18 protein-coding genes and 1 pseudogene are annotated in these 19,474 nt (G+C 73.1%); 14 read left to right on the top strand and 5 right to left on the bottom strand.

Annotation, left to right across the window (positions count from 1 at the left end; all coding sequences use genetic code 11):
• Positions 1-19: 19 nt before the first annotated feature.
• Positions 20-1,429 (top strand): glutamate--tRNA ligase, encoded by a 1,410-nt coding sequence (gene gltX, locus AC5L30_RS26300; RefSeq protein ID WP_494870309.1) that lies wholly within the window; start codon positions 20-22, stop codon positions 1,427-1,429.
• 174 nt (positions 1,430-1,603) lie between these two features.
• On the opposite strand, the gene AC5L30_RS26295 is transcribed toward gltX, so the two are convergent.
• The gene (locus AC5L30_RS26295) at positions 1,604-2,221 is read right to left on the bottom strand and encodes a copper resistance CopC family protein (protein ID WP_494870307.1); all 618 of its coding nucleotides are present in this window, start codon (positions 2,219-2,221) and stop codon (positions 1,604-1,606) included.
• A gap of 252 nt (positions 2,222-2,473) precedes the next feature.
• Between AC5L30_RS26295 and AC5L30_RS26290 the strand changes: the two genes are divergently transcribed.
• Positions 2,474-3,124 (top strand): hypothetical protein, encoded by a 651-nt coding sequence (locus AC5L30_RS26290; protein WP_494870306.1) that lies wholly within the window; start codon positions 2,474-2,476, stop codon positions 3,122-3,124.
• A 51-nt stretch (positions 3,125-3,175) separates the two neighbouring features.
• On the opposite strand, the gene AC5L30_RS26285 is transcribed toward AC5L30_RS26290, so the two are convergent.
• A complete protein-coding gene (locus AC5L30_RS26285; protein ID WP_494870305.1) occupies positions 3,176-3,505 on the bottom strand; it encodes a hypothetical protein in 330 nt (109 codons plus the stop codon).
• Between the two features lie 313 nt (positions 3,506-3,818).
• Here AC5L30_RS26285 and AC5L30_RS26280 point away from each other — a divergent pair, with 313 nt between their 5' ends.
• The 8 genes and pseudogenes from AC5L30_RS26280 (at position 3,819) to AC5L30_RS26245 (ending at position 11,423) form a co-directional block, all read left to right on the top strand.
• Positions 3,819-5,000, top strand: coding sequence for a sensor histidine kinase (locus AC5L30_RS26280; protein ID WP_494870304.1), 1,182 nt, complete (start codon positions 3,819-3,821; stop codon positions 4,998-5,000).
• Positions 4,997-5,698: a response regulator gene (locus AC5L30_RS26275; RefSeq protein ID WP_494870303.1), complete on the top strand. Its 702-nt coding sequence runs from the start codon at positions 4,997-4,999 to the stop codon at positions 5,696-5,698. The genes AC5L30_RS26280 and AC5L30_RS26275 overlap by 4 nt, the downstream gene beginning before the upstream one ends.
• Positions 5,699-5,746: 48 nt before the next feature.
• The gene (locus AC5L30_RS26270; RefSeq protein WP_494870302.1) at positions 5,747-7,048 is read left to right on the top strand and encodes a PucR family transcriptional regulator; all 1,302 of its coding nucleotides are present in this window, start codon (positions 5,747-5,749) and stop codon (positions 7,046-7,048) included.
• A 78-nt stretch (positions 7,049-7,126) separates the two neighbouring features.
• Positions 7,127-8,044, top strand: a pseudogene (locus tag AC5L30_RS26265) (ACP S-malonyltransferase); the annotation flags it as partial.
• Between the two features lie 5 nt (positions 8,045-8,049).
• Positions 8,050-8,994, top strand: a complete 945-nt coding sequence (locus AC5L30_RS26260; protein ID WP_494870301.1) for a beta-ketoacyl-ACP synthase III — start codon at positions 8,050-8,052, stop codon at positions 8,992-8,994.
• Between the two features lie 85 nt (positions 8,995-9,079).
• A complete protein-coding gene (locus tag AC5L30_RS26255; protein WP_030330276.1) occupies positions 9,080-9,319 on the top strand; it encodes an acyl carrier protein in 240 nt (79 codons plus the stop codon).
• 2 nt (positions 9,320-9,321) lie between these two features.
• The gene (fabF, locus tag AC5L30_RS26250) at positions 9,322-10,548 is read left to right on the top strand and encodes a beta-ketoacyl-ACP synthase II (RefSeq protein WP_494870299.1); all 1,227 of its coding nucleotides are present in this window, start codon (positions 9,322-9,324) and stop codon (positions 10,546-10,548) included.
• A gap of 209 nt (positions 10,549-10,757) precedes the next feature.
• On the top strand, positions 10,758-11,423 hold the full coding sequence (locus AC5L30_RS26245) for a lipoprotein (protein ID WP_494870297.1): 666 nt from the start codon (positions 10,758-10,760) through the stop codon (positions 11,421-11,423).
• Positions 11,424-11,453: 30 nt separating this feature from the next.
• On the opposite strand, the gene AC5L30_RS26240 is transcribed toward AC5L30_RS26245, so the two are convergent.
• On the bottom strand, positions 11,454-13,187 hold the full coding sequence (locus tag AC5L30_RS26240; protein ID WP_494870296.1) for a glycoside hydrolase family 3 protein: 1,734 nt from the start codon (positions 13,185-13,187) through the stop codon (positions 11,454-11,456).
• Positions 13,188-13,274: 87 nt separating this feature from the next.
• Positions 13,275-13,766: a DUF3145 domain-containing protein gene (locus AC5L30_RS26235; RefSeq protein ID WP_355422641.1), complete on the bottom strand. Its 492-nt coding sequence runs from the start codon at positions 13,764-13,766 to the stop codon at positions 13,275-13,277.
• Positions 13,767-14,074: 308 nt separating this feature from the next.
• Here AC5L30_RS26235 and AC5L30_RS26230 point away from each other — a divergent pair, with 308 nt between their 5' ends.
• Complete coding sequence (locus tag AC5L30_RS26230; protein WP_030330285.1) at positions 14,075-14,404, top strand: hypothetical protein; 330 nt, start codon at positions 14,075-14,077, stop codon at positions 14,402-14,404.
• A gap of 75 nt (positions 14,405-14,479) precedes the next feature.
• On the opposite strand, the gene AC5L30_RS26225 is transcribed toward AC5L30_RS26230, so the two are convergent.
• Positions 14,480-15,106, bottom strand: a complete 627-nt coding sequence (locus AC5L30_RS26225; RefSeq protein ID WP_494870363.1) for a carbonic anhydrase — start codon at positions 15,104-15,106, stop codon at positions 14,480-14,482.
• Between the two features lie 169 nt (positions 15,107-15,275).
• Here AC5L30_RS26225 and AC5L30_RS26220 point away from each other — a divergent pair, with 169 nt between their 5' ends.
• From AC5L30_RS26220 to AC5L30_RS26210, 3 genes are all read left to right on the top strand, one after another.
• Positions 15,276-16,223: an alpha/beta fold hydrolase gene (locus tag AC5L30_RS26220; protein WP_494870293.1), complete on the top strand. Its 948-nt coding sequence runs from the start codon at positions 15,276-15,278 to the stop codon at positions 16,221-16,223.
• 107 nt (positions 16,224-16,330) lie between these two features.
• Positions 16,331-18,448, top strand: a complete 2,118-nt coding sequence (locus AC5L30_RS26215; RefSeq protein ID WP_494870291.1) for a HelD family protein — start codon at positions 16,331-16,333, stop codon at positions 18,446-18,448.
• A gap of 107 nt (positions 18,449-18,555) precedes the next feature.
• Positions 18,556-19,473 (top strand): cation diffusion facilitator family transporter, encoded by a 918-nt coding sequence (locus tag AC5L30_RS26210; RefSeq protein WP_494870289.1) that lies wholly within the window; start codon positions 18,556-18,558, stop codon positions 19,471-19,473.
• Position 19,474 lies beyond the last annotated feature (1 nt).

The following is a 19,474-nucleotide window of genomic DNA, read 5'->3' as shown; positions in this document are numbered from 1 at the left end:
CCGCCGTAGGCTGGGGGACGTGACAGTACGTGTGCGCTTCGCCCCCTCCCCGACCGGTATGTTCCACGTCGGCGGCGCCCGCTCGGCGCTGCAGAACTGGATCTACGCCAAGCAGCAGGGCGGCGTGTTCGTGCTGCGCATCGAGGACACCGACGCGGCGCGCAACAAGCCCGAGTGGACCGAGGGCATCCTCTCCGCGCTGGACTGGATCGGGATCTCCCGGGGCAGCTACGAGGGCCCGTACTTCCAGTCGGCGAACGCGGGCGAGCACCGGGCCGCCGCCGCGCGCCTGCACGAGTCAGGCCGCGCCTACTACTGCGACTGCACCCGCGAGGACGTGCAGGCCCGCACCGGCTCGCAGTACCAGGGCTACGACGGCTACCACCGTGACCGGGGCCTCGGCCCCGGCCCGGGGCACGCGCTGCGCTTCCGTACGCCGGACGAGGGCGCGACCGTGGTGGTCGACCTGATCCGTGGTGAGCCCACCTTCGAGAACAAGCTCATCGAGGACTTCGTCATCGCCCGGGGCGACGGCTCGCCGGTCTTCCTGCTGGCCAACGTCGTCGACGACATGACCATGGGGATCACCCACGTGATCCGCGCCGAGGAGCACCTGCCCAACACCCCCAAGCAGCAGCTGCTCTGGGAAGCCCTCGGGGTCAAGCCGCCGATCTGGGCGCACGTGCCGGTGGTGGTCAACGAGAAGCGGCAGAAGCTCTCCAAGCGCCGGGACAAGGTCGCCCTGGAGGCGTACCGCGACGAGGGTTACCTCGCCGGCGCGATGCGCAACTACCTCATGCTGCTCGGCTGGGCCCCCTCCGGCGACCGGGAGATCGTTCCCTGGTCGGTGATCGAGGACGAGTTCCGGCTGGACGAGGTCAACCTCTCCTCGGCGTTCTTCGACGAGAAGAAGCTGCGCGCGTTCAACGGTGAGTACATTCGCGCGCTGCCGGTGGCCGAGTTCATCGACGCCTGCCAGCCGTGGCTGACCGGCACCGAGACCATCGCGCCGCCGCCGTGGCAGCCGGAGGAGTTCGACGCCGACGCGTTCGCCGCCGTGGCGCCGCTGGCTCAGACCCGGATCGCGGTGCTCAGCGAGATCGTGCCGAACGTCGACTTCCTCTTCCTGGCCTCGCCGCTGATCGACGAGGCCGCCTGGACCAAGACGATGAAGGACGGCTCCGCCGAGCTGCTGGACGACGCCGTCGCGGCGTTCGAGGCGCTGGAGTCCTGGGACGCCGAGTCGTTGAAGTCGACGCTGGAGGCGGTCGGCGCCGAGCGGGGCCTCAAGCTCGGCAAGACGCAGGCGCCGGTGCGGGTCGCCGTCACCGGCCGCACCGTGGGTCTGCCGCTGTTCGAGTCGCTGGAGGTGCTCGGTCGCGAGCGCACCCTGACCCGGATCCGCGCCGCCCGCCTGCGCCTGGTCTGACTGTCGCCCGTCGGACGCGTCACGAGCGCGTCGCCGGCGTAACTCCGCATCGCCCGGCTTTGCTCTGCACCCCAATAGGCACCGGTCACAGACCGTATCCGTCGCATCCGCGGGTGCAGAGCAAAGGATGACCGACCTGCACACCTGACCCGCCGGGAGCGGTGTATCAGAGGGTCACCGAGCCCGTCGCCTGCGGCAGAACACGAGGCCGGCCGCGAGGGCAGCGAGCAGCACCAGGCCGCCGAGCGCCCAGAGCCACCAGCGACCGCCGGAGTCGGACTGCTCCGACGCCGCCGGCACCGGGGAGGCCGTCGAGCTGCCGGGTGTCGCCGACGCGGGGCCGGCGGAGGGTGAGCCGACGGCCGACGCCCCAGCCGAGGGCGACCCGGTCGGGCTGGTGCCGGCCGCGGCCGGCGGCGAGGCGGTCGGGTCGGCGGCGGTGCCGGTGGTGAGGGTGAACCGCACCTCACCCTTCACCGGATGCCCGTCGGACGAGGTGAGCTGGTAGCCGACGATGTAGAGCCCCGCGGCGGCCGGCTTGAACGGCACCCGCACACGACTGCCGTCGAAGGCGGGAGTCCCGCCAGCGACCACATTGTCCGGTCCGGTTATTGTGATCTTCGTCGTAGTCGGCGACGGCCTGGCGAGGAACCGCAGCTCGACCCGGGCCGGTGCCGTCGCCACGCGGGCGCCGTCGCGCGGGTTGCTGCCGGTCAGCTCGTTGTGGGCGGCGGCCGGTGTCGCCGGCACCAAAAACGACACACCGAACGCCACGCCGAGCACCACTGGCATGACCCGGACCGTACGTGTAACCCTGCCCCCCATGAACCCCTCCGTAAGGGTACGATCCGCCCGCTGATCAAACGGCTCCTCATTAGTTGAGCAGAGATCGCAGATAGTTCCAATTACTGTTCCGAAAGCTGCAACTCATCGACGTTCTGCGGAGTCTGTAGGAGTGGACGCGACCATCTGGTCGATGCCGCACCGGCAGGTCGGTCCGGACGTCACGACGAAGCCATCCATCGAACGGGGCGAGGAGGCGGGATGGTCCGACACATGAGGCGGTTGGCCGCCGTGTTGGCGGGCACGCTGGCGATGGCGCTGCTGTCGCTTGGCACCGCTGGCTCGGCCTCGGCGGCGCCGAAGCCGGCACCCGCCGGAGTGGACATCACCGGCACGGGGCTGTCCGCGCCGCTGCGAATGCACGCGGACAAGGAGCCCGCCCTCGTGGGCGCGGTCATCGACCAGGTCAACTTCCTCGCTCGCACCGGCATGCCGACCGGTCCGAAGGCGGCCAACCTCGGTCCGAAATACACGGTCGTGGTGCTCGCCGGCGAGACGCCCAAGCAGACGTACGACCTCTACCCCAAGGCGATCGGCGGGCCCCGCGTCTACCGGCCCGCGAAGCAGCCGGACGGCCGCAAGACCAGCGCCGGTTGGTTCCTGGGTCGGCTCAGCATGTCCGAGACCCTACGCACCGCCGGGGTGCCGCTGGAGCGGCAGTTCGACACGGTCAGCGGTGGCGCGGGCGGCGGCGAGCGGGTGCTCCCGGAGGACACGCTCGACCCGGCGAAGGACCTCGACGAGGCGCTCGGCGACCTGCAACGCCTGCTGCTGCTCAACGTCGGCGTGATGCTGACCATCACGGTCGGCCTCGCCGGGATCGCCCTGCTGATCCGCCGCCGCACGCGCTGAACTACCGCCGCCGGTGACCCGCCGCGCTCGCTGATCAGCGCCGCGGCGCCGTCAGCACCAGCGGCGCGGTGGGCGCTGCCGGCGGGTGGCCCGTGGACGCGGCCGGACCGGACCGTGCCGATGCGCCCCGGCCCAGCCGGCACGTTCGCTGAGGCAACCAGCGGGAACGTCGGAGTCGGGCTCGGCGAGACCGGCGGGCTCGGCGGAGCGCTGACGCGGCAGCACCGGCTCGTCGTCAGCCCGCCCGACGAGCGGCTCCACCGGGTGCGATGGTGCGCCGCCGACCGCCCGGCGGTGCTTGCCAGCCGCCTGCGGGTCGTGGTGCCCCGGCCGGCAGGGCTCGCCCTGGGCGCAGCCGTGCTCGGCCTCCCCGTGCGCCATCCCCGGTCTCCTCACGCTCGCCTCACCCTCGGGTGCTCTCCCCGAGGTGCCCTGTCACCGTACTGGCCGGGACCGACGGGCCGCGCGGCAGCGTACCCGGGGTCCGGACCGGCCGGTCCTCGAAGACGCCGGTGAGCACGGGACCCGGTTACGCAGTTCACAGCGTCTTTCCGCACCGTTCACCCGCCGCGTCGGGCCGGGGGCACACCGGCGATCGGAGCGGGTCCGCGTCCCCCTTTCGGCGCATGGCGGTGCCGGCGAGGTCCTCCCCCGGTCGGAGTTCGGCGGGCGACGGCTGTGGTGGGATCGGGGTATGCGTGCGCCACCGTGGCTCGACTCCGGCACCCTCGGCCGCGACCTCATGCTGGCCGGCGCGTCGCTGGCCGGTGGCCTGGTGCTCTACACCCTGGGTTGGCAACCGCAGGTCCGTCCGAACACGGGCGTGCCGTCGGCGCTGTTCCTGCCGCCGCTGCTGGCCATGTGCGTGGCCGTGGCCATGCGCCGGCTCGCCCCACGCGCCAGCCTGGCGTTAGGCACGGGAGCGCTCGTCGTGGATACCGCGCTCGGCAATTCGCTGGGCGTGATCCTGGTCTACACGCAGGTGCTCTACGACGCCTGCGTGTACGGCCCGCCACGGCTGTGGCGGTGGCTGCTGCGGGTGACCATCGGACTGAGCCTGTTCGGTGCGATCGCCGGCGCGCTCTTCTTCGGCCACTGGCGCGGGGTCACCGTCGGGGTGCTGGTGGTGCTCGCCGGGCTGCTGCCGGTGCTGACCGGCATCAGTGTGCGGCAGTACCGCGACCAGGCCGCCGCCGAGCGGGCGCGGGCCGAGCAGACCGCCCGCCTGGTCGAGTTGGACCGTCGGCAGGCGGTCAGCGCCGAACGGGCCCGGATGGCCCGGGAGCTGCACGACGTGGTCGCGAACCATCTCAGCGCGGTGGCCATCCACGCCACCGCCGTGCTCTCCGTGCCGGGGCTGGATCGCGGTCAGGTGGAGTCGGCGTTGCGGGTGATCCGGGAGAGCAGCGTGCAGGGGCTGGCCGAGATGCGTCAGATGATTGAGGTGCTACGCGAGCCCGGGGCCAGCGGCCCGGCCACGCCGGAGGTGGTCACCGCGCGGCTGGCCGAGGCGGACGGACTGGTCGAGCGGGTCCGGGCGGCCGGTCTCGCGGTGCGGGTCCGGACCGATGGCACGCCGGGCGCGTTGCCGGTGGGGGTGGACCTCGCCGCGTACCGGATCGTGCAGGAGTCGCTGACCAACGCACTCAAGCACGGCACGGGCGAGGCGGAGCTGACGATCGCGTACCGGCCGGCCGAGGTGGTGCTGACGGTGGAGAACCCGGTCCGCCGGGGCGGGGTCGGGCTGCCGGGCGCCGGGGCCGGGCTGATCGGCATGCGGGAACGGGCCACCCTGCTGGCTGGCCGGTTCACCGCCGGGCCGCACGACGGTCGCTGGCAGGTGCGGGCGGCCCTACCCACCGGGGAGGGCGGGTGACCGGGGCGGCGCCGTCACCGGGTGACGCTCGCCCGGCGACGGTACGGGTGGTGCTCGCCGACGACCAGCCGGCGGTACGAGCGGGACTGGCCCTGATCCTGAACGGCTCACCGGGCGTCGAGGTGGTCGGCGAGGCGTCCGACGGTGACGCTGCGGTGCGCCTGTGTCGGGAGCTGCGCCCCGACGTGGCGGTGCTGGATGTGCGAATGCCCCACCGGGACGGGATCTCCGCGACCCGGGCGATCGTCGCCGACGGGCTCGCCGACGTGCTGGTGCTCACCACCTTCGACCTGGACGAGTACGTCTTCGGGGCGTTGCGGGCCGGCGCGGCCGGGTTCCTGCTCAAGAACACCGACGCGGACGGCCTGGTCAGCGCGGTGCGGACGGTGGCGCGGGGCGACGGGTTCATCGCGCCCACGGTGACCCGCCGGCTGATCACCGCGTTCGCGGCCACCGCGCCGGGCGCGTCGGCGGACGCCCGGGCCGCGCTAAGCACCCTCACCCCGCGCGAGCGGGACGTGCTGGCCTGCCTCGGTCTGGGCCTGTCCAACCAGCAGATCGCCGAACGGCTGGTGCTGGCGGAGAGCACCACCAAGACCCACGTGAGCCGGATCCTGGCGAAGCTGGACCTGCGCAGCCGGGTGCAGGCCGCGATCCTGGCCCAGGAGGTGGGCCTGCCCCCTCCCCCGCAACCGTGAGACGGGCCCGGTGGGCGCGCCGACGGTGGTCGGCGGACCGGTGCCGGCGTGGTTGGCCTGCTCACGACGTGTCAGGCTAGGGCGGTGAGCACGCCGGGCGGTGGGGATCTGTCGGCCACGCTGCGCCGGATCGAACGATCGGCGGGGGCGTTGGCCACCTCCAGCGTGGCCCGGATGGACGAGACGCTGCCCTGGTTCCGGGCGCTGCCGGCCGACCAGCGCTCCTGGGTGATGCTGGTCGCCCAGGCGGGCGCGAGTTCGCTGGTGCAGTGGCTGCGCGAGGGCGGCGGCACGGCGGACAGCACCCAGGAGGTCTCGGATGAGGTCTTCGCCGCCGCCCCGCAGGCGCTGGCCCGGTCGATCACCCTCCAGCAGACCGTGGCGTTGATCAAGGTGACGATCGACGTGGTCGAGGAGCAGGTGTCGCACCTGGCCGCCGAGGGCGAGGAGCAGCAGCTACGCGAGGCGGTGCTGCGCTTCTCCCGGGAGATCGCGTTCTCCGCCGCCCGGGTGTACGCGCGGGCCGCCGAGTCGCGCGGCGCCTGGGACGCCCGATTGCAGGCGCTGCTGGTCGACGCGCTGTTGCGCGGTGACTCGCCGGACGTCCTGGCCAGTCGGGCCGCCGCGCTCGGCTGGGCGGACGCGCCGCCGGTGGCGGTGGCGGTCGGTCGGTCGCCCGGCGGCGAGGTCTCCGCGGTGCTGCACGTGGTCTACCGGCAGGCCCGCCGGATCGGTGTGGAGGTGATCGGCGGCGTTCACGGCGACCGGCTGGTGATCGTGCTGGGCGGCGCACCCGACCCGCTGACCGCCACCGCGAAGCTGCTCGGCGCGTTCGGGGACGGCCCGGTGGTGGTCGGTCCCGCCGTACCGAGCCTGGACGAGGCGACCGAGTCGGCGCGGGCCGCGCTCTCCGGCTTTCGGGCCGCGCCGGCCTGGCCCGCCGCGCCGCGGCCGGTGCCGGCTGCGGACCTGCTGCCGGAGAGGGCCCTCGCCGGCGACGCGGAGGCCCGTCGGCGGTTACGCCACGATGTGTACGCGACACTGGTGCGCGCCGGTGGGGAACTGCTGGCGACCCTGGACGCCTTCCTGGCCGCGGGTGGCACGCTGGAGAGCGCGGCCCGGGCCCTGTTCGTGCACCCGAACACGGTGCGCTACCGGTTGCGGCGGATCGCCGAGGTGACCGGGTTCTCGCCACTGTCGCCGCGTGACGCGTTCGCCCTTCAGGTCGCGCTGACCGTGGGTCGGTTGGATCCGGTCGCCCCGCTGGCCTCGCCGGTCCCGACTCAGACAATGACCCCGGCTACCCGGAAATCCGCCCAAACCGAGGATGATCCCCGCCGATCTTTGTAGGAAACCTCTAAAGGTCCTAGTGTGGTTTGGTCGAAGGCGGCACCGCGTTACCCGCCTTTATCCGGGAGAGTCATAGACGTGCTCGCCGTACTTAGTCCCGGCCAGGGTTCTCAGAAACCCGGCTTCCTGACCCCTTGGCTCGACCTGACCGGCACCGAGGCGCGGCTGCGCGACTGGTCCGCGTTGGCCGGGGTCGACCTGCTGCACCTGGGCACCGCCGCCGACGCCGACGAGATCAAGGACACCGCCCGTACCCAGCCGTTGCTGGTCGCCGCGGCGTTGCTCGCCGCCGAGCAGCTGCCGCTGGACGGCGTCGCCCTCACCGCCGGCCACAGCGTCGGCGAGTTGGGTGCCGCCGCCCTGGCCGGTGTGCTGTCGGCCGACGCCGCGATCACCCTGGCCGGCGTACGTGGCCGGGAGATGGCCGCCGCGTGCGCGCTGGAGCCGACCGGAATGGCCGCGGTGCTCGGCGGTGACCCCGACGAGGTGATCGCCGCGATCGAGGCGAACGGGCTCTACCCGGCCAACCGCAACGGCGCCGGGCAGATCGTCGCCGCGGGCGCCCTGGACGGGCTCGACAAGCTCGCCGCCGCACCGCCCACCCGGACCCGGGTCATCCGACTCCAGGTGGCCGGCGCGTTCCACACCCCGTACATGGCTCCGGCCGAGACCGCGCTCGCCGCGGAGGCCGCTGGGATCACCGCCGCCGACCCGGCCCGGACCCTCCTGTCGAACCTCGACGGCACCGCGGTCGACAACGGCGCGGCCATGGTGCAGCGCCTCGTCCGTCAGGTCACCGCGCCGGTGCGCTGGGACCTGTGCATGCGTACGCTGGCCGACCTCGGGGTCACCGGCGTGATCGAGCTGCCCCCGGCCGGCACCCTCGCCGGCCTGGTCAAGCGGGAACTCAAGGGCGACGGCGCCCCGGAGATCGTCACCCTCAACACCCCGGACGACCTGCCGGCCGCACGGGACCTGATCGCCCGTATCGGAGGTCGTTCATGACTGGCAGTCGCATCGTCTCGATGGGGCACTACCAGCCTTCCCGGGTGGTGACCAACGACGACATCGCCCAGCTCGTCGACACCAACGACGAGTGGATCCGCGACCGGGTCGGCATCGTCAGCCGGCGGATCGCCGACAGTGAGACGGTGGCCGACATGGCCGCCGCAGCCGCCGGCAAGGCGCTGGCCAACTCGGGCCTGACCGCCGCCGACATCGACCTGGTCGTGGTCGCCACCTGCTCCTCCATCGACCGCAGCCCGAACGTGGCCTGCCGGGTCGCCGCCAAGCTGGGCATCACCGCGCCGGGCGCGTTCGACCTCAACACCGCCTGCTCGGGCTTCGCGTACGCGCTGGGCACTGTCGACCACGCCATCCGGGCCGGGGCGTCGCGCAACGCGATCGTCATCGGCGCGGAGAAGCTGTCCGACTTCACCGACTGGACCGACCGCTCCACCTGCATCATCTTCGCGGACGGAGCCGGCGCCGCGGTGGTCTCCGCCACCGCCGACGACGAGCCGACCGGGATCGGCCCGGTCGTCTGGGGTTCGGTGCCGGACAAGAGCGACGCGGTCCGGATCGAGGGCTGGCGCCCGTACATCCAGCAGGAGGGGCAGGCGGTGTTCCGCTGGGCCACCACCGCGATCGCGCCGCTCGCGCTCCAGGCCTGCGAGCGGGCCGGGGTCGACCCGTCGGAGCTGGCCGCGTTCGTGCCACACCAGGCCAACGCCCGGATCATCGACGGCATCGCCAAGCGGCTCAACATCCCCGACGCGATCATCGCGAAGGACATCGTCGAGTCCGGCAACACCTCCGCGGCGAGCGTGCCGCTGGCCCTGTCCAAGCTGGTCGAGCGCCGGGAGGTGCCCTCGGGCTCCCCGGTGCTGCTGTTCGGCTTCGGCGGTGGCCTGACCTACGCCGGTCAGGTCGTCCGCTGCCCCTGATGACCCCCTCGGGCGCGTACGCGTCGAGGAACGGCGGTCGGCGACGCCGACCGCCGGAGAACCCCGATGAAAGGAACCAACCGCAATGACCCGTGACGAGATCACCACCGGCCTCGCCGAGATCCTCGAAGAGGTTGCCGGGGTGAACCCGGACGACGTGGCCGAGGGGAAGTCCTTCACCGACGACCTCGATGTCGACTCGCTCTCCATGGTGGAGGTCGTGGTCGCGGCCGAGGAGAAGTTCGGCGTCAAGATCCCGGACAACGAGGTGCAGAACCTCAAGACCGTCGGCGACGCTGTCAGCTACATCGCGGCGCAGTCCTGATCATGAGTCGTCCAGACGTCGTCGTCACCGGGCTCGGCGCGACGACCCCGCTTGGCGGGGACGTCGCGTCGACCTGGGACGCAATGCTCGCCGGCCGCTCCGGGGTGAGTGCCCTCACCCAGGAGTGGGCCGAGCAACTGCCGGTCCGGATCGCCGCCCAGTTGGCCGTGGAGCCGTCCGAGGTGCTGGACCGGGTCCGCCTGCGCCGCCTGGACCGTTCCGAGGCGATCGCGATCATCGCGGCGCAGCAGGCCTGGGCGGACGCCGGCCTCGCCGGCTCCGACCTCGACGGGGAGCGGTTGGCGGTGAGCGTCGGCTCCGGTATCGGCGGCGCCACCACCCTGCTCGCCCAGGACGACATCCTGGAAGCCTCCGGGCCACGTCGGGTCTCCCCGCACACCATCCCGATGCTGATGCCGAACGGTCCGGCCGCCTGGGTCGGGCTGGAGCTGGGCGCGAAGGCCGGCGTGCACTCGGTGGCCAGCGCCTGCGCCACCGGCGCCGAGGCGATCGCCCTCGGTCTGGACATCATCCGCTCCGGCCGGGCCGACGTGGTGGTGGCCGGCGGCACCGAGGCGGTCATCCACCCGCTGCCGATCGCCGGCTTCAGCTCGATGCGGGCCATGTCGACCCGCAACGACGACCCGGAGCGGGCCTCCCGCCCGTGGGACCGGGGCCGGGACGGCTTCGTCCTCGGCGAGGGTGCCGGCATCGTGGTGCTGGAGCGGGCCGAGCACGCCGCGGCCCGGGGCGCCCGGGTGTACGCGCGTCTCGCCGGCGCCGGCATCACCTCCGACGCGTACGACATCGTGCAGCCGCACGCCGAGGGCGAGGGCGCCATCCGGGCCATCGCCAAGGCGATCGCGGACGCGGACGTGGCGAAGCGGGACATCGTGCACGTCAACGCGCACGCCACCTCGACCCCGGTCGGGGACATGCTGGAGATCGGCGGGCTGCACAAGGCGCTCGGCGACCACCCGGTGCTGTCCGCGACGAAGTCGATGACCGGTCACCTGCTCGGTGCGGCCGGCGCGCTGGAGTCGATCGCCACCATCCTGGCGATCCGCGACAGTGTCGTCCCTCCGACGATCAACCTCGACGACCCGGAGCCAGGTCTCACCCTGGATGTCGCCACGCACAAGGCCCGCCACATGGAGATCCCGGCCGCGTTGAACAACGCGTTCGGCTTCGGCGGCCACAACGTGGCGCTCGTCTTCGCCCGTCCCTGAGATCCTCCGAAAGGGCCCCTCCTCTCAACGAGGAGGGGCCCTTTCGTCGTTCAGCCCCGGTTGCGGGGGTGCTGTTTCGCGGTGCGCTCGTTGCCGTGGCGGTAGTTGCCGGTCCAGCGGGCCGTCGTGCGTGAACGATCCCGATTGACGTCGGTAGACCGCCCCGCTTAGATGGGCCGACTGAAGATCGACTGACGGGGATCACCACCATGGACACTCGTACCCGCGCCGCCCTGTCGGCGGCGCTCACCCTCGGTCTGCTGGCGGGCTGCGGCGACGACGCCGGCGCTCCCGCCGGGCCCGCGGCCGGTGGCCCGGCCCCGCAGGCCACGGGCGAGCCCTGGCACGACGAACTGGCTCCGGCGTCGCCTGGCGGCACCACCGGCGGCACCGGTTCCCCCTGCCCGCTTCCGGTGACGTTTCCGCTGGCCGACGGGTGGACGGCGAAGGCGATCGAGCCGCCCAAGGGCGAGTTGGCCGAGCTGGTCGGCGAGGCGCTCACCAAGCGCGGCGGCAGCACCGTGCGTTGCGAGGTGGACGGCCGGCCGGCCGGCGGCGGATTCCTGCGGATCTGGGCGGCGGACTCGCCGACGGTCACGCCGCGCGCCGCGCTGGAGAGCTTCGCCACCGGGGCCGACGAGACGGTCGCCGGTCAACAGTTCCGCGACCTGCGCGCCGGCGGTTTCGACGCCACCGAGATGACCTGGCTCGCCACCAGTCCGCTGACCGAGGAGGAGTCGCGCAACTGGGCGCTGGCCGTCCAGTCGGCGGGGCAGACGCTGGTCTTCGAGGTCAGCGAGGGGCTGATCACCGAACGGACCGACGTGCTTCCGGCGTACCGGCTCGCGGTGCGAGGGCTCGCCAAGGGCGAGTGAGGTGGGCGCTGATCCGTCCGGGCCGGCCGGTCAGGTGCGACAGGTCGTGGCGGGCAGTCCGGGGACGGTCACCGGGGACCGGCCGCCCGGCCGGGCCTTGCCGGCGAGCACCGCGGCCAGGGCGGTCATCGACGCCCGGCTGGAGGAGTACGTCGCCAGCAGCGTCGGTGACTTCGCGTCGGCCAGCACGTACGGGGTGTCCATGGCGACCGTGATCGCCGCGTCGGGGCTCAGGTCCTTGGCGCCGTCGCCGTAGCCCACCAGGTGCACGATCGTGCCGCCGCTGGGCTTGACCTGCACCCCGGCGGCGGTCAACGCGGCGGTGAGCGTGGCCCGGGTGCCGTCCCGACCGCCGGACGAGGTGACGGTGACCGGCCCGCGTACCGCTTTGCCGCAGGCGCCGCGCAGCACGGTGACGGCGGCGGCGGCCAGCGCGTCGGCCGCCGCCCGGTGCGCCGGGGAGTTGAGCGTGGACATCTGCGCCGCCGGCAACTCCGCGAGCTGGAACTTCATGGTCAGCACCCGGGTGACCGCCTCGACCAGCCGGGTCCGGGGCAGCGATCCGCCGCGCAGCGCGGCGAGCAGCCCGTCGTACGCCTGACCGACGTTCGGGGTCATCAGGATGAGGTCGTTACCGGCGTTGAGCGCACGGACCGCCGCCTCGCCGGGAGCCCAGCGCATCGCGGGCGGCATGTTCATCCCGTCGGTGATCACCACCCCCTTGAAGCCGAGTTGGCCGCGCAGCACGTCGGTGAGCAGCTTGTGCGAGAACGTCGCCGGGGTCCCCGGGTCGATCGCGCGCGCGTCCAGGTGACCGGACATCACCGCCATCGCGCCCGCATCCATCCCGGCGGTGAACGGCGGCCACGCGCCGCTCTGCAACGCCGCGGCGGACTGGGTGAGCACCGGCAGGTCCTGGTGCGAGTCGTCGGCGCTGTGGCCGTGCCCGGGGAAGTGCTTCAGGGTGGCCGCGACCCCGGCCGCCTGGAGGCCACGGACCGCGCCGCCCACCTGCGTGGCGGCCCGCTTCGGGTCGGTGCCGTACGACCGGGAGCCGATCACGGTGCTGCGGGTGGCCAGCACGTCGGCCACCGGGGCGAAGTCGATGTTGATGCCCAACGCGGCCAACTCGGTGCCGGCGGCCCGCCAGGCGGCCTCGGTGAGCTTCGGGTCACCGGCCGCGCCGGCCGCGAGGGCGCTGGGCAGCACGGTGACCCCGTCGGTCACGCGGGTGACGACGCCGTACTCCTGGTCGGTGCCGATGAGCAGCGGCGCGGGACCGGCGGCGAGCCGACCGGCGGCGGTACGCAGCCCGGTGGTGAGCTCGTGCACCTGCTTGGGGTTGTCGACGTTCGTGGTCTCCTGGTTGCCCTTGGTCGGGTCGTCGGCGCTGAAGCCGACCAGGATCAGGCCACCCAGCCGGTACTTGGCGATCATCTCGGCGGGGGTGTCCACCCCGGCGAGGGCCTGGTTACCGGCCGCCGAGCCGGCGGAGACCTTCGTCGCCGAGTCGCCGTAGGCGTACGGCATCAGCACCTGGCCGACCAGGTCCTCGTCGGACAGCGTCGCGACCAGCGCGGCAGCGCGGCTGGCGGGGTCGCTGGCCGGCGGCGCGGCCGGGACGCTCGGGCCGGCGGACGTGCCGACCGGGCTGGGCGTCGGCGTGGGGCTCTCCGGGTCACCTGAGCAGCCGGAGACGAGCAGGGCGGTCAGGGCGGCGACAGCGACACTGGCGCGCCACGGGCGATTCGACACGCCGTCCATCCCACCAGCTTCTCCCTTATCGGGGCAACTTGGCCTTACCGGTCGTCACCGGCTCGACCGTGTACGGCCAGCGGCCCGTCGGCCGGGTCAGCCGACCCGAGTGAGCAAGGTCACCGGGGCGCCGTCGCCGGCGTAGCGGTAGGGCTCCAGGTCAGCGTCCCAGGCCGTGCCGAGCGCCTTGTCGAGGGCGTGCGCCAGCGCCTCCGGGGCCCGGGAGGCCGCCATCAGCGCCCGTAGTCGGTCCTCGCCGAGCTGGATGTCGCCGGCCACGCCGACCGTCGCCCGGAACAGGCCACGGGCCGGCACGTACATGAAGCGCTCACCATCGGCACCGGCGCTCGGCTCCTCGGTGACCTCGAAACGGATCATGGGCCACTGCCGTAGGGCAGCAGCCAGCTCGGCGCCCGTCCCCGGACGACCGGTCCACCCGCACTCGGCCCGGCGTGCGCCGGGGTCGACGGGCTGAGCCGTCCACTGCAGGTTGACCGGCGCGGCTAGGACGCGCGCGATCGCCCACTCGACGTGCGAGCACACGGCGAGCGGGGTCGAGTGGACGTATACGACGCCACGCGTTGGCACGGTGACCTCCCGGAGAGCGAGGTGCGTCTTCCCCTACGACCTCGTCCACCCAGGTGGCTGCTGCAACACATGATGACTCGTGTGACGCGTGGTGCGCCAGGGAATCGGAAAAAACGCCGGGTGGAATAGCCGGACGGGTGGTCGCCGTTGCCTCTCAGGACACCGCGACGACCAGCATGATGTCGTGGTCCTGTACAGTTCCACCGGCGGCTTATGCCGCGTTACACCTTCGCGGGCCGAGTCACGTACGACCCGCACACAGCCCCCGGACGTCCAGTCCTCCCGTACGTCTTGCAAGGAGTACCTCCGTGGCGAGCAACACCTCTAAGACCGCGCGCGCGTCCGTCCGGGCCGGCCAGGCTGGCCAGGGTGGCGCCCTCAGCGTGCTGGGCGAGTTCAAGTACCTCATCCCGCTCAACGGCGGCAAGCACGCCTACGTGCGGAACCTGACCAACGGCAAGACCGCGCACCTGCGCACGGACTCCGACGCCTTCGTCGAGGAGATCCGCGTGCTGGCCGCCGCCGGCCACGCCGCCAAGATCCGGGCGGAGATCAACAACCTGGCTGCCACCCACCCGGGTGACGGCTGGGAGGCCACCGAGAAGCGCCTGGTCGCGGCCGGCGTCTTCGAGGGCTGAGCCCTCCCCCACCGCACCAACCGAAACCGCCCGCCGGGATTTCCCGGCGGGCGGTTTCGTGCGTCCACCGCCGGGTCAGCCGGGATCGATCAGGGCGACCTCGCCGGTGGCCAGGTCGTAGAGGCCGCCGACCACGGCCACCCGGCCGGCGGCCACCGGCTCGGCCAGCAGGTCGTCCTGGCGCAGGGTGCGCACCGTCCGTCGGACGTGCCGGCGGATCGCCAGCGGCTGCACCGCCGGGTCGTCGATCCCCGCCTCGGTCACCGCCGGGGCGATCTCGTCCACCAGGTGCGCCAGGGACCCCCCGGGACGCTGCCCGGTGCGCAGCGCCGCCACCGTGGCCTCCACCGCGCCGCACCGCTCGTGGCCGAGGACCATCACCAGCGGTACGCCGAGCTGGCCGACCACGTACTCGATCGAGCCGCAGACCGCGCGATCGAGCACGTGCCCCCCGGTACGGATCACGCAGATCGCGCCGAAGGTCTGATCGAAGATCGCCTCCAGCGGCACCCGGGAGTCGATGCAGCCCAGCACCACGGCGTACGGCTGCTGGTCGCCGGAGGCCGCGGCCGCGGCGGCGGTGACGTCGTGTCCGTGCACCGGCTGGCCGCTGACGAACCGCCGATTACCGGCGAGCAGGTCGGCCAGCGCGGCGCGGGGCGTGCCGCCGGCCTGCCGCCCCTGCCCCGACGTCGCGCCCATGGGCGCTCCCGACGACCCCATGCCGTTCAGCTTGGTCCGCCGCTGGCCGGCACGGGCGAGGTCGGGAATGTTCGCCACGGCGCGATTGGCGTGGTGTCATGGCGGGTAGCCGGTGTTACCGCCGGGTATCCCGGTGCTGGTGGTACTGGGCGGCCCTGGGGAGGTGGCGATGCCGGAGCGGTTCGAGGTCGGCCTGTCGGACGGTGTACGGCTCAACGTCGAGGCGACGGGCCCGACGGACGCCCAGGTCACCGCCATCCTGCTGCACGGCTGGACGCTGGACGGGCGCGCCTGGCACCGGCAGGTCGACGCGCTCACCGCGGCGCCGTTCGGCGGTGCGGTGCGGGTGGTCGCCTACGACGCGCGGGGGCACGGCCGGTCGAGCTGCATGGCGCTGCCGACGGCCACCCTGGCCCAGTTGGGTGACGACATGGCCGCGGTGATCGACGCCGTGGCGCCGACCGGCCCGGTGGTGCTGGTCGGGCACTCGATGGGCGGCATGACGATCATGGAGTACGCCCACCGTCACCCCGCCCACTTCGCCGCCCGTACCGCCGGCCTGGTCTTCGTCTCGACCACCGCCGAGGGGCACACACACACCGTCTACGGGCTCTCGCCGCGGATCGCCCGGCTGATCCGGCTGGCCGAGACGACCGGCGCAGGCGTGCTGGCCCGGTGTGGCTCGTGGCGGGCGCCCCGGGCACTGCTGAACGCGCTGCAACCGAGCATCCGGTGGATGCTCTTCGGTGACCGCTGCGAGCCGGCCGACATCCGCCTGGTCACCTCGGCGGTGGCTCGCGCCTCGCTACGCTCGATCGGCGGGTTCCGCGCCTCCATCGGCACCCAGCACCGACTGGACACCCTCGCCACGTTGGCCCACCTGCCGGCCGCCGCCCTGGTCGGCGACCGGGACCGGCTGACCCCACCGCCGTGCGCCGAGTCGATCGCGGCGGCTCTGCCGGCCACCGAGCTGACCGTGTGCCCGGGTGCCGGGCACATGCTGATGATGGAACGCCCGGACGAGGTCAACGCCGCGCTCACCGGCGTGCTGCGCCGGGTGCTCGCCGAATCGCCGCCGGCTCACCGTGGCACGGCCCCCGCCGAGGCGGGTGCCTGAGCACGTTCGCGCACCTCGGGCGCGGCGGGTCGGGCCCAGGGCCGTACTCTTCTCGGTTGGCCCGCGCGGTTCCCGCCGCCTGCCGGCGACCCCTGAAGGAGCGTGCGTTGACCGACCAGACCGGCCTGGAGCAGGAGATCGCCGTCGAGCAACGACACCTCGACCGGGTGTACGCCCGACTGGCGGAGCTGCGGCAGTCAGCCGTCCGTGCCGAGCGTGACGGCTACCGGATGGCGCGGGTGGGCACGCACGGCGCCCTGGTCGAGCGTGACGCGATGGTCTTCCACGCGGCGCAGCGGCGGCACACCCTGGACGCCGAGCACGAGGGGCTGGTCTTCGGCCGGCTGGACCTGCGCGACCGTCAGGTGCTGCACGTCGGGCGGCTCGGGATCCGCGACGAGAACGCCGTCACGCTGGTCGTCGACTGGCGCGCGCCGGCCGCCGCCGCCTTCTACCAGGCCACTCCGGCGCAGCCGCTGGACGTGGTGCGACGCCGCACGATCCAGTCCCGCGCCGAGCGGGTCACCCGGATCGAGGACGACCTGCTGGACCCGACCGCCGCCCCGGAGGGGATGACGGTCGTCGGTGACGGCGCTTTGCTGGCCACCCTGTCCAAGGCCACCGGCCGGGGCATGCGCGACATCGTGGCCACCATCCAGCGGGAGCAGGACGAGGCGATCCGATCGCCCGGCTCCGGGGTGACGATCGTCGCGGGCGGCCCCGGCACCGGCAAGACCGCTGTCGCCCTGCACCGGGCCGCGTTCCTGCTGTATTCCGACCGCAGCCGCTACGCCGGCGGCGGCATCCTGGTGGTCGGCCCGTCGTCGGTCTTCGTCGAGTACATCGGCTCCGTGCTGCCGTCGCTCGGTGAGGACACCGCGACCCTGCACTCGCTGGGCACCCTCTTCCCGGGGATGACCGCCACCCGTCCCGACCCGCCCGAGGTGGCGGCGGTGAAGGGCTCGCTGCGGATGCGCCGGGTGTTGGAGCGGGCGGCCCGCGACGCGGTGCCGGGTGGCCCGGGTGAGCTGCGGCTGCTCTACCGGGGCACGCTGCTGCGGTTGGACCGGGCCGCGCTGGACCGGATCCGGGACCGCGCGCTGCAACGCGGCGCGCGGCGCAACGAGGTGCGCCGGGCCGGTTTCGACGGGGTGTTCGCCGCGCTCTGGGCGCAGGCCCGTGAGCTGAGCAGCGGTCGGCTGCCGGAGCAGCCGGCTTTCGAGGCGGAGATCGCCGAGCGGTCGGAGTTCCGCGAGTTCCTCAAGGCGTGGTGGCCTCGGCTGCACCCCCGGCACGTGCTCGGCTGGCTGGCGCAGCCGGACCGGCTGCGCCGCTACGCCGGGGGAATCCTCTCCTCGGCGGAGATCCGGCTGCTCAACGCCGCGTACCGGAACCTGGACTCGGCCGGGCTGACCATCGCCGACGTGGCGTTGCTGGACGAGTTGGACGCGCTGCTCGGTAAGCCCGCGCAGCCGGCCCGGGCGCGACGCGACCCGTTCCAGCTCGCCGGTGGTGTCCGTGAGTTGAGCACCCTCGGCGAGCGGCAGCGTGCCGCCCGCGCGGCGGCCCGGGAGCGTCCGGAGGACTACCGGGAGTACGCGCACGTGGTGGTGGACGAGGCGCAGGACGTCTCGCCGATGCAGTGGCGGATGATCGGTCGACGCGGCCGACTGGCCTCCTGGACCGTGGTGGGCGACCCCGCGCAGACCGCGTGGACGGGTGACCCGGAGGAGCTGACCCGAGCCCGCGACCAGGCGTTGGGTCGGCGCAAGCGACACGATTTCACGCTCACCACGAACTACCGCAACTCGGCGGAGATCTTCGCGGTGGCGGCGGCGGAGATCCGTCGGCTCTACCCCGACCTGCCGCTGCCGACCGCCGTCCGCTCCACCGGGGTCGAGCCGGTCGAGCTGGTGGTGCCCCCGACGGGGCTGGAGACCGCGACCGTGGAGGCCGCCACCGGCCTGCTGGCCGAGGTGGAGGGCACGGTCGGGGTGATCACGCCGGTTCCCCGCCGGGACGAGGTCGCCGGTTGGCTCGGCGCGCTGGGCGGCGCGAGGTTGCAGGTGGTGACCAGCCTGGAGGCCAAGGGCATGGAGTACGACGGGGTGGTGCTGGTCGCCCCGAGCGAGATCCGGGCGGACCCGGGTGCCGGGGTACGCACCCTGTACGTGGCGCTCTCCCGGGCCACCCAGCGGCTCACCACCATCGACCCGACCGGCTGACCTGCGTGGGACTGCCGCCGGCGACAGGCACTGCCCGTACACTTGCACACATAGCGATGTGAGCATACATTTGACCGGGTCCCGACCAGCGGCGGAAGGTGATTCTCGTGGGCGCAGGTCATGACCACCACCATGGGTCCGTCGCCAATGCCGCACACCAGCACCGGGGTCGACTCTGGGCGGCATTCGGGCTGCTCGCCACCCTGATGGTGGTCGAGGCGGTGGCCGCCCTGCACACCGGCTCGCTCGCCCTGCTCTCCGACGCCGGGCACATGTTCACCGACGTACTCGGCATCGGCATGGCGCTCGCCGCGATCACCGCGACCCGGCGGGCCACCGGCGACCCACAGCGCACCTTCGGGCTCTACCGACTCGAGGTACTCGCCGCACTGGCCAACGCCGTCCTGCTCTCCGGCGTCGCGATCTACGTGGTGATCGAGGCGATCCGCCGTTTCGGCGACCCGCACCAGGTCATCGCCGGCCCGATGCTCGCGGTGGCCGTGCTCGGTCTGCTCGCGAACATCGTCGCCTTCGCCCTGCTGCGCGCCGGGGCCCGGGAGAGCATCAACCTCCAGGGCGCCTACCTGGAGGTGCTCGGCGACCTGCTCGGCTCGCTCGGCGTCATCGGGGCGGCGCTGCTCATCACCGTCACCGACTGGTGGTGGGCCGACCCCCTGGTCGCGGTCGCCATCGGCGTGTTCATCCTGCCGCGCACCTGGCGGCTGGCCCGCGCCGCCATCCGCATCCTGGTGCAGGCCGCCCCGGAGCACCTCCAGGTGACCGCCGTGCACGACCGACTGGCCGCGGTCCCCGGTGTCGTCGAGGTGCACGACCTGCACGTCTGGACGCTCACCTCGGGCATGGAGGTGGCCTCCGCACACCTGACCATGGCACCCGGTGCGGAGGTCGGCGCGGTGCTCACCGCGGCGCGTACGGCCCTGCATGACGATTTCCGCATCGAGCACGCGACGTTGCAGATCGAGCCCGGCGCCACCTCCGGAGCGTGTGGCTCCATCGAGTGGTGAC

It is taken from the genome of Micromonospora sp. BQ32 (assembly GCF_059358895.1).
Note: the sequence above shows the minus strand (reverse complement) of the source record. Positions and strands in the feature narration are given on the sequence as shown.